17 protein-coding genes and 1 pseudogene are annotated in these 14,844 nt (G+C 29.0%); 4 read left to right on the plus strand and 14 right to left on the minus strand.

Annotation, left to right across the window (positions count from 1 at the left end):
- From CUL_RS17070 to CUL_RS0109030, 8 genes are all read right to left on the minus strand, one after another.
- Positions 1–429 (minus strand): UPF0236 family transposase-like protein (locus CUL_RS17070; protein ID WP_025641254.1); only part of this gene is annotated, 429 nt, incomplete at its 3' end.
- Positions 430–555: 126 nt separating this feature from the next.
- The gene (locus tag CUL_RS0109000; protein ID WP_035143036.1) at positions 556–1,740 is read right to left on the minus strand and encodes an AI-2E family transporter; all 1,185 of its coding nucleotides are present in this window, start codon (positions 1,738–1,740) and stop codon (positions 556–558) included.
- Between the two features lie 46 nt (positions 1,741–1,786).
- Positions 1,787–1,957 (minus strand): YtxH domain-containing protein, encoded by a 171-nt coding sequence (locus CUL_RS18670; protein WP_005587902.1) that lies wholly within the window; start codon positions 1,955–1,957, stop codon positions 1,787–1,789.
- A gap of 93 nt (positions 1,958–2,050) precedes the next feature.
- A complete protein-coding gene (locus tag CUL_RS0109010) occupies positions 2,051–2,521 on the minus strand; it encodes a PRC-barrel domain-containing protein (RefSeq protein WP_005587903.1) in 471 nt (156 codons plus the stop codon).
- 117 nt (positions 2,522–2,638) lie between these two features.
- Entirely contained in the window at positions 2,639–3,058 is a 420-nt protein-coding gene (gene nifU, locus CUL_RS0109015) for a Fe-S cluster assembly scaffold protein NifU (protein WP_005587904.1), read from the minus strand.
- Positions 3,059–4,237: a cysteine desulfurase NifS gene (gene nifS / locus CUL_RS0109020; protein ID WP_025641259.1), complete on the minus strand. Its 1,179-nt coding sequence runs from the start codon at positions 4,235–4,237 to the stop codon at positions 3,059–3,061.
- 11 nt (positions 4,238–4,248) lie between these two features.
- Positions 4,249–4,686 (minus strand): RrF2 family transcriptional regulator, encoded by a 438-nt coding sequence (locus CUL_RS0109025; protein WP_025641261.1) that lies wholly within the window; start codon positions 4,684–4,686, stop codon positions 4,249–4,251.
- 256 nt (positions 4,687–4,942) lie between these two features.
- A complete protein-coding gene (locus CUL_RS0109030) occupies positions 4,943–5,557 on the minus strand; it encodes a hypothetical protein (RefSeq protein ID WP_005587907.1) in 615 nt (204 codons plus the stop codon).
- A gap of 100 nt (positions 5,558–5,657) precedes the next feature.
- Here CUL_RS0109030 and CUL_RS0109035 point away from each other — a divergent pair, with 100 nt between their 5' ends.
- A complete protein-coding gene (locus CUL_RS0109035; protein WP_025641264.1) occupies positions 5,658–6,923 on the plus strand; it encodes a hypothetical protein in 1,266 nt (421 codons plus the stop codon).
- Here the strand turns inward: CUL_RS0109035 and CUL_RS0109040 are convergent.
- A complete protein-coding gene (locus tag CUL_RS0109040; RefSeq protein WP_005587909.1) occupies positions 6,916–7,188 on the minus strand; it encodes a putative Se/S carrier-like protein in 273 nt (90 codons plus the stop codon). The two genes, CUL_RS0109035 and CUL_RS0109040, sit on opposite strands and share 8 nt — an antisense overlap.
- A gap of 111 nt (positions 7,189–7,299) precedes the next feature.
- Here CUL_RS0109040 and CUL_RS0109045 point away from each other — a divergent pair, with 111 nt between their 5' ends.
- Entirely contained in the window at positions 7,300–8,085 is a 786-nt protein-coding gene (locus CUL_RS0109045; protein ID WP_025641267.1) for a glycosyltransferase family 2 protein, read from the plus strand.
- A gap of 16 nt (positions 8,086–8,101) precedes the next feature.
- Entirely contained in the window at positions 8,102–9,832 is a 1,731-nt protein-coding gene (locus tag CUL_RS0109050) for a glycosyltransferase family protein (protein WP_025641269.1), read from the plus strand.
- A 38-nt stretch (positions 9,833–9,870) separates the two neighbouring features.
- Here the strand turns inward: CUL_RS0109050 and CUL_RS0109055 are convergent, their stop codons facing one another.
- From CUL_RS0109055 to CUL_RS0109075, 5 genes are all read right to left on the minus strand, one after another.
- On the minus strand, positions 9,871–10,731 hold the full coding sequence (locus CUL_RS0109055; RefSeq protein ID WP_025641271.1) for a formyltransferase family protein: 861 nt from the start codon (positions 10,729–10,731) through the stop codon (positions 9,871–9,873).
- Positions 10,731–11,693 (minus strand): GNAT family N-acetyltransferase, encoded by a 963-nt coding sequence (locus CUL_RS0109060; protein ID WP_025641273.1) that lies wholly within the window; start codon positions 11,691–11,693, stop codon positions 10,731–10,733. Before CUL_RS0109060 ends, CUL_RS0109055 begins: the two co-directional genes overlap by 1 nt.
- Before the next feature lie 142 nt (positions 11,694–11,835).
- Entirely contained in the window at positions 11,836–12,603 is a 768-nt protein-coding gene (istB, locus tag CUL_RS0109065) for an IS21-like element helper ATPase IstB (RefSeq protein WP_025641275.1), read from the minus strand.
- Between the two features lie 4 nt (positions 12,604–12,607).
- A complete protein-coding gene (istA, locus tag CUL_RS0109070; RefSeq protein WP_025641277.1) occupies positions 12,608–13,822 on the minus strand; it encodes an IS21 family transposase in 1,215 nt (404 codons plus the stop codon).
- Positions 13,823–13,918: 96 nt separating this feature from the next.
- Complete coding sequence (locus tag CUL_RS0109075; RefSeq protein WP_025641279.1) at positions 13,919–14,275, minus strand: hypothetical protein; 357 nt, start codon at positions 14,273–14,275, stop codon at positions 13,919–13,921.
- 135 nt (positions 14,276–14,410) lie between these two features.
- Between CUL_RS0109075 and CUL_RS19135 the strand changes: the two are divergent.
- Positions 14,411–14,844, plus strand: a pseudogene (locus tag CUL_RS19135) (IS21 family transposase); the annotation flags it as partial.

The following is a 14,844-nucleotide window of genomic DNA, read 5'->3' on the forward strand; positions in this document are numbered from 1 at the left end:
AGATAATTCTGCTGCTTTTTTGTAACTTACATCAGTAGATTTATCTAAAATATCTCCCTTTAAATTCCCCTCAACTCTTTCGTATTTCTCTATCCCCAATAATTCATCTAAAATATATACATAATTATTTTCATTTATATTTTTATAATATGCCCTTTCAAATTCTAATTCACCAAATTTAGTAATTAAAGTTCTTTCAACTTTTCCTTTATGAACATGGTATTTTCCACTTCTTTCAGGAGATTTTTTAATAATACTATTTAATTCACTAATTATTGCTTGAATAGTTTTAATACCAATATCATTAACCATTTCTCCAACTGAATCTACAATATCATCGAGGTTTCCTTCGCCTTCAAGAACTCTTATTATATTTTCTTCAATTTCACCCTTAACTTTTCCTGCTATTAATTGTATAATATTATTCATAGAGAATATCCTCCTTTTTTGTGATTTCGACGATTACATTATATCAAATTGAGGATTATTCTCTATATTTTTTTGTTTATTTGTCCAACAATTATTTTACACTAAGAAGATTATAATCTAGCTAATCTACCCGTTTCTTATCCTTATCTTCTCTATAAAAAACCCAAATAATATTTTAAATACAGCCACTGCTGGAATAGAAAATATCATCCCCATAACCCCAAATAATCCGCCACCTATTATCAAGGCTAATAATATGGTAATAGGATGGATACCTGTAGTTTCACCTATAATTTTAGGTGCCAAAACATTATTCTCTATCCATTGTATTCCAACGAATAACACTGCAACCCATAAAGCCTTAATAGGACTATTTAATAATGCAAAAAATACAGCTGGCAAAAATCCTAGGAAGGGACCAAAATAGGGAATTATATCAGCCACTCCTGTTATAATTCCAATAACTATGGCAAAATCAATTCCTAGGATCATCAACAGAATAGTAGTTGCTATCCCCACATAGATGGCCAATATTAACCTTCCCCTAATAAATTGGCTCAAAACCCTATCAATCTCTAGAGATACTTCCTTAACTTCCCTTCTCATCTTTTTTGGTATAGTTAGATATATTTTAGTTTTAAAGTATTCTTTATCCTTTAAGAAATAGAAGGTCAATATAGGAATTAATATGAGACTAATTATTTTTGAAAAAGTTGATATTATTCCTTCAAAAAATCTACTTATATTTGTTATTATTGCATTTTCTACATTCTGGAAACTGTTCAATATAACCCCTTCTATTCCCTGCAAAATAGGAGGCATATTATCCATATTTGTATAATATTTATAGTATAAATCATCCACAAAATTAGAGAACTTCTCAAAATACATAGGAAGAACGGCTAAAAACCTTTTTACTTCTTTTCCAGTTTTGGGGAATACTAAAAAGGATAATATAATTATAATACCAATAATCACCATATATACTATTAAAACTCCCCAACCTCTAGATATTTTATGTTTTTCAAAAAAATTTATTATTGGGTTGAATAGATAAGCTAAAACCGCTGAAATAATTATGGTTTTAAAGGTGTCAGATAAAATACCGTATTTTTTAGACAATAAATAGAATGAATAAATTATAATTAATATAAGTAGAACAGGAAATACCCTCTTCTTATTAATTCTAATCCGTTTATCTTCTTCCACGTATCTATTCCCAATATGTATTAAATAGTAAATAGCTAATATCAAGAGGGTGGATATAATTATTATTAAATTTCTCATTAAAATTGAAGATTGTACATTCATAATACTTGTCTCCATCTCTATCAATCTAATAGGCAGCACTAGCTGCCTATCCCCATAATGAATTCATTCCGTTTAATAAAGTAGATTTTGCCCTTTTTGCTGTCCTCATAATCCTTCTTCTTTGCATAGGCCCCATCCTGGTACCAAAAAACATTCCTAAGGAAGCGCCTAATATACTACCCAACAAAGCTCCATTTCTAAAGCCATTATTATTCATATCTACATCCTCTCCTTTATTCTTTATATTTATTATTCTGTCACCTAAAAGATATTTAATTCTAAATATTTTTTGTAAATATTGATAATTTTGTTAATTTATATAGGGCATATAGATACCATCTTCCTTAATAAGAGTATTTTTCAGGAGAGGAATATAATTTCTACCCTTCATTAAATCTTCAAACAATCCTTCTGTGATTATAAAACCACCAATAGTTCCGTCCTCTTTATTAATAACAATATCCTTTACATAGCCTACACATTCCCCATCTTCAAGCCTGATTTCTTTATCTATGATTTTAAATTTATTTTTAATCTCTTCATCTAATTTTTCCTGAAGCACTTCCATATCTTCTAAATATAAGGCTTGATTACTATTTAAAAAATTTATATGCCTATAGGGAATAGGAGCCTTGTTTTTAATAAGATTGTTATTTTTAATAATTATATAATCAATTTTTTTTATATCAGGAGAGTAGATTACATCTAAAATTTTGCCTATAGCCTCTTTTGTTTCCTTATCTATTAGATTTAAAGTAATTAGTTGTTTATACCTTATCACTTCTATACCCCTCTTCTTTTTTGTTACACCATATATTCTTCCATAGACAGAACAAAATTATTTTACAATAAATGCCCAGTTTTTTGAATATATGGAATTAGAGGGTATATATTATATTTAATGATGGGGATCTTCATCTGGATCAAAATCTTCTAACCCATCTATATGGACATTATTCTTTTTTGAATAATCTAGCAGAGCTGCCTTAATAGCTTGTTCAGCTAAAACAGAACAATGCATTTTTATAGGTGGTAGCCCATCTAATGCCTCCGCTACCTTTTTGTTAGTAATTTCCATGGCTTCATCTATGGTTTTTCCTTTGATTAATTCTGTTGCCATACTAGATGAAGCAATTGCAGAACCACAGCCAAAAGTTTTAAACTTGACATCTTTAATAATTCCATCTTCTATCTTTAAATACATTTTCATTATATCACCACATCGTGGGTTTCCTACTTGTCCTACTCCGTCAGCATTCTCTATTTCTCCAACATTCCTTGGATTTTGAAAATGTTCCATAACCTTTTCTGAATACATTTATTTGACCTCCTTAACTTTCTCATATAAAGGTGACATAGACCTTAGTCTAGCTACAATCTCTATTAGCTTTTCTACCACATAGTCCACTTCTTCTTCTGTATTGAAATCGCCTAAAGATAATCTTAGAGAACCATGGGCTATTTCATGGGGCAAACCAATAGCCAATAAAACATGGGATGGTTCTAATGTGCCTGAAGTACAAGCAGAACCACTGGAGCCTGCAATTCCAGCCATATCTAAACTAAGTAACAAAGACTCTCCCTCTATAAATTCAAAACAAACATTTACATTCCCAGGTAATCTATTGGTAGGATGACCATTAAGTCTTACATGATCAATTTTATCAAAGATTTTGTTAATCATTCTATCCCTTAATCTAATCAATTTATCGTTCTTCTCATCCAAATTTTCATAAGCCAGTTCAATAGCTTTCCCCATGCCTACAATTCCAGGAACATTTTCCGTTCCTGCTCTACGATTTCTTTCCTGTGCCCCACCAGAAATTAATGGGTCTATCTTTACGCCTTGTCTGATATATAAAGCCCCTACCCCTTTTGGTCCATAAAATTTATGGGCAGCTAAGGATAACAAGTCTATATTAAGCTCATCCACGTCTATTTTAATATGTCCAACAGCTTGAACTGCATCTGTATGGAAGTATATGCCCTTATCTTTAGCTATTCTTCCGATTTCCTTAATAGGTTGAATTGTCCCTATTTCATTGTTGGCAAACATAATGGAAATCAATATGGTCTCATCAGTAATAGTTTTCTCCAGTTCTTTTAAATCTATAATTCCATATTCATCTACATCTAAGTAAGTTATTCGAAATCCTTGTTTTTCTAAATATTCACATGTATGAAGTATACCATGGTGTTCAATCTTTGAAGTAATAATATGATTCCCTTTTTTTCTATTAGCATAAGCCACACCTTTAAGAGCCCAATTATCAGCTTCAGAACCACCAGCAGTAAAGAAGATTTCATTGGTTTTAGCATTTAGGGCTTTTGCAACTTTTTCCCTAGATATCTCTACTGCGTTTCTAGACTGGCTCCCCAAGGTATATATACTTGATGGATTTCCATATTTTTCTGTAAAATATGGAAGCATTTCATCTAAAACCTCCTGTTTTACTGGTGTTGTTGCTGAGTTGTCCATATATACATATTTTCCCATAACCATTCCTCCTAAGCTTCTCTTTGTTTTGATTCCATTTTTGCTTGTTCGTCGAGCATATCCTGCAATGATATGGAGTCAATAACTTGATTAATACTATCCCTCATACGCATCCAAACCAATTTAGTAACGCAATTTTCCTCCTTTTCGCAGCCATTAGAATTGTCGATAACACAATCAGCTGGAGCCATATCACCTTCCAGAGCTCTAAGTATATTTCCAACAGTAATATCTTCAGGGGACTTAGCTAACATATACCCGCCTTGGGCACCTCTAACACTATTTAATAAACCAGATTTCCTTAAGGTAGAAACCAATTGCTCTAAATAGTTTTCCGAAAGTTCTTGTGCACTGGCTATACTATTCAAGGGTATAGGTCCTTCACCATAATGGAGAGCTAATTGGAACATAGCCTTTAGTCCATATCTTCCCCTAGTTGACAGCCTCATTTAACCACCTCTTTTAATTCCAACTAAAATGCTTGGTATTCTCTAATAAGTATATTATACCCTAGTATCTTTGTCAACATTCAAATTATTATACTTTTCATAGATCATCATTAAAAATCTAAATTTGTTTTAGGACCTATTATAAAATTTTTCCAAGTAGAGCTTTTCTTCCTTAGGAAACAAAAAAAATGCTTCCTTCGAAGCATTTTAATAATAAAATTTGCAAATATATTCTATATGTTTACTTCTATAGATTTTATGCATCTGGGTACAGATCCCCAAATTGAGGTGGGAAAAAATCAGGTAATGGTAAATAATCGAAATTATCACAAACATCTTCTGGACTAAATTCTTCACAGAACTCTGGTGGAGGACAGTAACCAAAAGTTGGGATTAATAGTTGAACGGTTCCTACTACCTTAACTATTATAAATACACCTGCTGCAAAAGTTAAAGTATTTTCAGTTTGAATAGGTTGACCTAATATCTGGGAACTGGTCTCAACAACTATTCTAAATTCGAATTCATCCCTTGCATCAGGAATAAATAGGATAATATCCTTTAGAATATCTGGTAAAAATCCCTCTATTTCCTTGCCTTCCGTAGTTATTACTTTAAAAGGAATCCTTAATGTAAATCTTACTCTTTTAAAATTAGGTGTATTATCTATATCCGTCACCTTTAATGTATTTGGAACGATAAAGCCAGGTTTAAACTTAATGTCTTGAAAAGTCTTTCCCTTTAAATCCACTTCTACTTGGGGAAAACACTCTCTTTGTTGACAGCTGGCAAATACTTTATCTACTATAACGCAATCCGTGTCCATAACCTCTAGTATTTTTCCTAAATCTTCTACATTTAATTCTTTCATCCCTTTCACTCCTTTACCTTTAATAATTTAACTTTCAATTACATATTATGAACTAAGAATATATTTGTGCTAATTTTTACTATTTATAGGAGGGATTTAAATGAAAATTTTTTTTAGATCTAATCAATTAGTTTTAAATTCAAAAGAAGAGTTTATCTTATTTGGGTTGAATTCTCAAGGAGGATTAGAATATACTTTATTAGATAGTTCTTCTCAGATACTAAACAGGTTCCTTCTTCATAAAGACAATGTTTTAAAATATGATATAGATATTGATACAAGTGATAAAATTCATTTAATCGCTTTAATGAAATCTGGAGAACTAAACTACTCCCTTTATGAAAATGGAAATTGGTCTAATGCAATAATTGCTAAATTTGATTTACAATCAAAAGTATATGGGGATATAAATATCTTAGCAGAAAGTAACAATATAGATATAATATATGGTTACGCTAATTTAATTAACTCTAAGCTTTGGACCATTCAACACGTAACAGGTTACAATCAAAGTTGGGAGCAAAATATTGTAGTAAAATTTGCTTCTAACAAAAATACTGCCTCTTATATTATTGACAGGGATAGTCTAGGAAATATTCAATTAATATATAACTCTGTTGAAGGTTATATTTCTCAAATTTACCATACTTTTTATAATACTTATGCTAAAAAGTGGAATCCTTCTCCTCAAAAAATAAGTACATCTAATATCAACAAAATTTTTCCGTATATTTTTGTGGACACTAAGAATAATATTCATTCCCTGTGGTTAGAAGATTTAGACAGAAATCGTATATTAAAATATAGTAGATTTGGTTCAGATGGTGAAAGAAAATATATATGGAATCAAGTTAAAATCCCATATATACCCAATTGCAGTAATTATCCAATAATCTTTGAGGAAAAGGGACTTTTAAAAATTATATACAATAAATCTGATAGTATAGGATATATTTACTCAGCAGATTATGGTAATACTTGGTACCATGGAGAGGATAATCAAATTAACTTTTCAAATACTAAACTTATTAAAATTTCCAATTACTTGCGAGACTCTAAGGATATTAAGATCAATCATATATATGCTTCTATAGAAAAAGATTTAGACTTTATTTTCCTAGATTATTTTATGCCATCCGATATAGAGCTTTCAAATACTGAGGAAGATATGAAAGAGACTATAGAAAAAGATAGGCTTGAAAATATAGAAGCTAAAATAGATGAGCTTCTCAATATGCAACAAACAGTTAACTTTATTCTATCAGAAAATATAAATTCCCAGAAGAAAATAGAAAAAAATGTAGAATATATACTAGAAATACTAATGAATAAAAAAAGTTCCTTCTTCGATAAATTATTTAAATAATTACTTTTTTTATAATTCTTCTTCCATTCCTTCGTTCAGCTAAATAGACCCCTTCTATTTCAGCTCCAATCTTAATAGCTTCTCTCTCTATAATAGTAAAATATCTCATATTGCTAAATTTAATAGAATAACTACATCCGGCTTTTATTCCACAAGGTGTGGATATAAGCTGGAAATTTTTATGCCCTAATCTTTCTAAAATCGTAAGCATATAAACAGCCATGTTTTTCGATTTAAATACACAAATATAATGTTTGTAATCCATTTCGCCATCCTCTCCCCTCTATAGTATAAATATATTCTTTCTTTATAGAAGGGTTACATATTTTAAGCAAATCCATACAATGAATTAGGGACAAAGAAAGGAGTTGGCTATATGAAAAGTTCATATAAAAATTCGTATAAAGATTATATTTATAATTTTATAAAAAAAAGATTAGAAGAAAAGAAATTAAAATCCCTTGGGGGAGTTTCTATAATTACATGTACAAATAAAGCAGATACCCTTGATAACATATTAGCAAATTTTATTAGACAGGATTATTGGAAAAAAGAATTAATTATAATTATTAATAAAGACTCAATCGATTTAGAAAAGTGGTCAAATATTATTGAAGAGCATGAAGGAGTTAAAATATTTAAACTATCGGAAAAAATTTCTTTAGGCAAATGTTTAAATTTTGCAGTAGATAAATGCCAATACCATATAATTGCAAAATTTGATGATGATGATTACTATGGTCCTAAATATATATCTAGTACTGTTAAATACTTTGAAAGTACTAATGCAAAGGTTCTAGGTAAAGCAGCAAATTTTGTTTATTTTGTTGAAAAAAACATCTTAGCAATTAGAACCCCTAATCAAGAAAACCGATATGTTAGATTTGCCAATGGTTCAACCCTCGTTTTTAAAAAAGAAATTTTTGATAAGGTTAAATTTAGAAACATGTCCCTTGCAGAAGACGTATATTTTTGCCAGGACTGTATAAAAAACAATATTCTGATTTATTCCACGGATAAATATCACCATGTTTATTTTCGCCATCCTTTAAAAAAGAATCATACTTGGAAAATAACTGATGATGAATTCATGGATAAGTACTGTAAAGTTATTGGAAAAGTTGAAGATTACATTTCCTATGCTAACAATACTGTTGATTAAGAAAGGAAATCTATTAATGAATAATAATAAGAATATTTATATAGAACATATAATTAAACGGATTAATAAAAATTATTTCGTAAAGAAAGTAGAAAGCGTGAAAAAGGATAAAATAGAAAAAATCAAGATTGCTTGTATACTAGATAGATTTAGCTATGATTGCCTTAAATATGAAAGTGATTTTTACCAACTAGGAGTTAATAATTGGAAAGAAGTAATTGACAGAATTAAGCCTGATCTATTATTCGTTGAATCCGCTTGGGAAGGTTATAATTATGAATGGATAAATAAAATTGCCAATATGGAGAAATTTAGGGACAAAACTTTAATCAATCTTATCAGCTATTGCAAAGAAAATAGTATTCCTACTGTATTTTGGGCAAAGGAAGATCCTACTGATTTTTATATCTTTATTGAAGCCAGCAAACACTTTGAATATGTTTATACCACTGATATAAACTGTATTCCAAAACATAAAAAAATATTAGGCCATAATAATGTCTATTTATTACCATTAGCAGCCCAACCTAAACTTCACAATCCAATAGAAAAAGATATAAGAAAAACAGGTAAGATTGCTTTTGCAGGTAGTTGGTATAAAAAATTTGAAAAAAGAGGTAAGTATATGCATAATTTGTTAAGGCCTGCTAAAAAACATGGATTAACTATATATAACCGATTTTCCTATTTAAATAATGAACAATTTGCTTTTCCAGAGGAATATAAGCCCTATATTAGAAAAGGATTAGATTATGAAGAAATGGTTAAAGAATATAAAAAATATGATATATTCTTAAACGTAAATTCCGATGATATTAGTCCTACTGCCTTCGCCAGAAGGATCTATGAACTACTAGCTTGTGGAATTCCAGTTATTAGCAGTTACAATCCTGGAATTGAAAATTATTTTAAGGATATTGTAATGATTTCAAATTCGGAGGAAGATACAGAAAAATATTTAAAAAAATTATTAGAGAATAAAGAGCTAAGAGATAAATTATCTTTATTGGGTCAAAGAAGGGTGTTTAGCAATCACACATATGAACAAAGGTTTAACACTCTTCTTAATACTATCGGTTTAGCAAAAAATAGCAAAAAATCAAAAGGTGTTTCTATAATTTCCTATGTGGATTCTGATTCAATTATAGATAATATACTAGGTAATTTTGTATCTCAAAATTACACTCCTAAAGAATTAATACTGATTAAAGGGGATAAAACAAAGGACTTTAAAAAGTGGAATAAGGTAATTAAAGAACATGATGATATAGTTCTATTAAGGGTTCCTAGTCACCCTTCCTTAGGAACAGCTTTAAACCTAGGAATCGAAAAATCCAAATACGATTATATTTCAATCTTTGACAGTAATTCTTTCTATGGAGCAAATTATTTAACTGATATGATGAATACCTTTATTTATTCAAAAGCCTATATAGCAGGTAAAAAAACTATTTATGAATATTTGGTAGATAATAACAGAATATCATTAAATAATCCTGGACAAGAATATAGGTATACAAAAAGTATTGGAAGTTCCACATTTACTTTTAAAAAAGATTTATATAATATAGTGAAATTTAATGATAATCACCTTAACTCATATTTATCATTTATACAGAATTGTGTAGATAAGGACTTAAAGATATATTCCTCTGACAGGTTTAACCATGTATTTATAAAAAATATAAGGGGAGAAAAAATTATTAGAGAGGCTATTGAAGAAAAATTTAAATCATTAATAATCTAGAAGGTATGGAGACTCCATACCTTCTTAATTGCCATAAACTAATGCCCTTTGCCTAGCAAAACTAGTTTTCCATATCTATTATATACTTCAATAAATTTATTTTTAAAAAGAACTTTATAATCATAGCGTAGGTTTTCGTAAAATTCAACTGCTTTTATTACAGTGATAATCTTATCCTCCTTTAAAAACCAAGGAATACCCCATCTGACGACCCTATTTATAAATTTGTAATTTATTGAAGGCCTTTCATCTTTTAAGTTTAACCTATAATCATATATAGTAGGTTTTTTGTTATAGAAACCTTTTTCTAACTCATACTCTGGAACATTAGATTCCATCATTACTCCGGTTGTCTTATACTCTTTCAACACTTTCACCAGTAATTTTGCACCTAACATTGATACTTTTAGAAAAATTAAATTACCATCTACAATATGTTTCAAATTGATTCGTTCTCTAATTATCAATTCACCTTTATCTATATCCTCTGCAATAAAATGTATAGATGCACCAAAAATATCTTCATTATTTTTTATCATCCAAAACCAAGGATTTGGTCCTTGGTAATATGGGAGATAGCTTGGGTGTAAATTTATCATTCCATCCTCTGGGATGCTAAATATTTCTACCTTTATTATTTGATGTAAACTACCAACGCAAGCTAAATCTATTCCGTGTTCATTTAAATTGTTAGTCACCGTTATAGAATTTATATTATCTGTAATGAAGTATTTAATACAATATTTTTCGCAAAGTTGAAGGCTTAATGGAATTTCTTTAGAATCTTTTTTAATATTAATAATGACTAACTCTATGGATATATCATTCTTTAAAAGTTCTTCTAGAACAATTTTTGTAAACATTCCACCGGTACCAATAAATGCAATTTTTCTTTCCATTATAACTCTCCCGACAAATTGATTCCCATACCATTGTTATTTTTAGTATTAAATTCTTTATAGATATTATGATAGGGTTTTTGTATCGGACCAAATTGTCTAAAAAATCTTTCTATATTCTCCTTCATACTCCCCTCAAAATCAAACTTCTTTCCTAGTCTATTTGCTAATTTTATTCCTTCATAAATAAGTAGAGTTAAGGATTGAGAGCTCCTATATAAAGGGTTTGAACCAGACATTAGATAATAAACAGATTCATCATCCCATACTAAATAAATAGCCGAATGGATATTAAAATTATCATCTACACAATAATATATTTTATTAACCTTCCTTTTACTACATTCGTTATCAACTCTTCTTATTAACTCTAAAGAATAGGGTATTTCTATACCCTGTCTATCAAAGGTCATTTTATTCATATGGTAAAAATCCTCAACTCCCATATCCTCCCTTACTTCTAACTGTTTTGTGGCTTTTCTTAAGTTTTTTCTAACATTTGAATTAAATCTATTATATAAAGTTTCTAAATCAGATGTGTCTTCGATTACATAGGTATATCTGGTGGTTTGAGAATATCCTCTCCAATAAAAAGGTAGCCAATTGGTTATTGAATAGTGAAAATACTGTTGATACCTATTAATATTTAGACTTTCTATTTCATCGATAATTAAATTCATTATCTTTTTCTCATGGGATAGTTTTGTATCATATTTTAAACTTTCAGGATACTTTATCAAAACCCCATTATTTTGAGTTAATACTGCCTTTTGAATTTTCTTAATTCCTTCATATTCCGTAAAACAATAGGGTAAGGCCCCAATAATCTCGTTGTTTTCCTCAATTAAAATAACATCCCAGCTATCCCTACATACTGCATCCATCCACCAGCCTTTGGAGAATATTGGCATTGTCTTTTCCTTTTCACTAAATTCTCTATATCTTTGTTTCTTATCATACATGACATTCCCCCGTTTTATATTTTAACTATTCTAAAAATATATTGTTCTTTGTGATAATCAATTAAAGAATCTTTCATATACTTGTAAATGTCAACTCAAAAATGTACAATTTTTAGAATCTCAAAATGTACAATTATTAGAATTAATTATTACTACTTTTTTTGCTTTCTAATAAATCCATTTTTCCTTTTAACCTATAAGAAGGTCCTGTAATTTTAATAATGCTTGAGTGATGTATTAATCTGTCAAGAATGGCGTTAGCCAATGTGACATCAGAGAAAACCTCACCCCATTTACTAAAAGGCTGGTTTGTAGTAATTATAGTTGAATTCTTTTCATACCTCTTATTTATCAATTGAAATAGTAAGTTGGCCCCTTGTTTATCAATTGGCAAATAGCCTATTTCATCAATAATTAACAACTTGTATTTAGAAAAATGTTTTAACTTGGTTTCTAATCTGTTTTCTGCATGAGCCTTATTTAATTGCATTATCAAGTCATGACAGGATATAAAGTATGTTAGATATCTCTTTTTAGCTGCAGCGATTCCTAATGCTACAGCTAAGTGAGTTTTCCCAACGCCAGAAGTTCCAAAAAACAGTATATTCTCTTTATTTTCAATAAATCTTAAACTCTCTAAGTCTAAAAGCTGAGTTTTATTTATTGAAGGCTGAAAATCAAAATCAAAGTCTTTTAAGGTTTTTTCAAATGGAAAGGCTGATACTGATATTTGAATCTTTGAAGCCCTCTCATTTCTAAAATCTAACTCTTTTTCAGTTAATTCTAGTAAAGCTTCTGTAAAAGGAATTTCTTTTTTAGTTATTTCCTCTAAATAGTTAGGCAAATAACTTCTGAATTTCTCTAATTTGAGTGCTTCTAAATTATTAAGAAGTTTGTTATAGTTGCTCAACTAATCACTCTCCCAAAAATATATCCATATTTTTTAAATTATTTTCTATAAAATCTTCTATTTCTTCATCAGAATAGTGTTTAAATGCATCTGATTTAAGTATTTCTTTTGCATGTTCTTTCTGATAGTGAAGAAGTTTTTCACTAATCTTATGACAAGCAATTAAATCTTTAGTATAATAGATATATAATTCAGTTTCTATTTCTGATACTGTGACATAATTACCTATATATTTTGTAGGTACTGAGTATTTTTTCCCTTTATATCTAATCATTGATTCTTTAGATACCTTATATTCTTTTTCGTGGTGGAAATATGATAGAAGGATATCCATATTTGGTAAAGGGTTTAAATACTCTTTTTCTTTTAAAAATCTTATGAATGGAACTTCATTTGTAGCCTGTGAAATTTCATTGTTTATATCATAATTAAATAATTCCACTATTTTCTCTAAATCATCAAAAGTATCAAATTCTTCATTGTATACCATTAATCTATCTACCAATTTAGCTAATGTTTCTACTCCTTTAGTTTCAGGTCTATATGGTCTACAAGTTATTACTTCAAATCCAGCATCCATTGCAAAATGCTTAAACATATTATTTATTGCTATATTTTTAAAGGTTGTCCTACTTCTATCTACGACAGTTGACATATTATCGAACAATATCTCCTTAGGTACACCTCCAAAATATTCAAATCCATCATATAGACATTCAAATAATGTTTTTTGTGTTCTATCAACGGTTAATTTTAAATATTTAATTCGAGAATAACCAAGAACCATTAAAAAAATATTAACTTCTAAAAATTCACCTTGCCTATTAACCATCCTAATACTTTCCTTCCAATCTACTTGAGCTTGTAGACCTGGAGTAGTATCAAATCGCATTGTGGCTTTCTTTATTTCTGCTTTCTTATGGTTATTTACAAAATTATTTACTGTATGATAACCACCGCTATATCCTTTCTTTTGGATAAATTTAAATACTGCCATTGAACTGCATCCATAATTATCAACTTTATCAATAATTATTTCTTTAAAATCATCTACTTTCTTTTTAATTTCTCGTGGTTTTCTAGATTTACTGCTTGAATCTTTAATATATTTGTCTATTGTTCTTCTATCACAGTTAAATCTTCTAGCTAATTCGCTTTTATTCAATACATCTATCTCCTCCTTGAGTAACTTTATTTGATTTAATACATCTTTCCGCATAATATCCCTCCAATCATTTTAGAAATATTATACTAGAAAAATGTACAAATCTGTGCATTTTGAGATTCTAATTTTTGTGTATTTTCATTTTATCATTTACACATATACTGAAATATTATCAGATAAATCCTTATCCATTTTCCTCGCTTTGTAAGCCATAAATTGAATAACCTTTTTATCTAAAGATATTTCTTTATAACTCCAGGATAGAGGGTGAATTAGTACATGAAGTTTGTTATATATACGGCTTTCAATTGTTTTACAAATACATTGTTCCCTCCACTCCATTCTAGAATCGGAAATATATTTAAAATCCTTCAAATATTTTTTACTATAGGTGTTTATATAATTATCCAATTTAATATCATTTTCAATTATCCATCTAGAAGGTTTATGCATAGATACTGCATAAATTTTTGATTGAAAATATCTTTCAATTAATTCCACTTCCATATTTACATGATAATTTAACTCCCTACCGTTTTTAATATTATATGTAAATGGTAAAATGAAAATGTACAATTAATGGAAAATAAGAATGTACAAAAGTGTACATTCTTGCTATCCTGATTTTAGGGAGGGATAGCAATGGAATGTAGCTTAAGAGCACAGTTAAATATAATAAAACTTATGGATCTAAAACCTAATTTTTCTGATTTAGCAAGACAATATGGCTTGGATAGAAGAACCGTAAAAAAATATTATGAAGGATATGAAGGAAAACCTAAAACTAGAAATAAAACAAGTAAATTAGATAAGTATAAGGATGAAATAATTGAGAAGTTACAGATTAAGGGAATTAAAGTAAAGGCTATCTATGAATATTTCTTGGACAAGGGTTATGATGTTGGAGGATATTCCAACTTTAACAAATATATTAAGAATAATGATTTAAAGCCTACAGCCAAGTCTAAAGGACATCCAAGATTTGAGACATTACCCGGTAAACAAGCTCAGGTGGATTGGAAAGAGGATGTAAAGCTAATATCAAAGTATAATGAAGAATTTATCATTAATGTCTT

This window comes from [Clostridium] ultunense DSM 10521, from assembly GCF_000511955.1.
GTDB lineage: Bacteria > Bacillota > Clostridia > Tissierellales > Tepidimicrobiaceae > Schnuerera > Schnuerera ultunensis.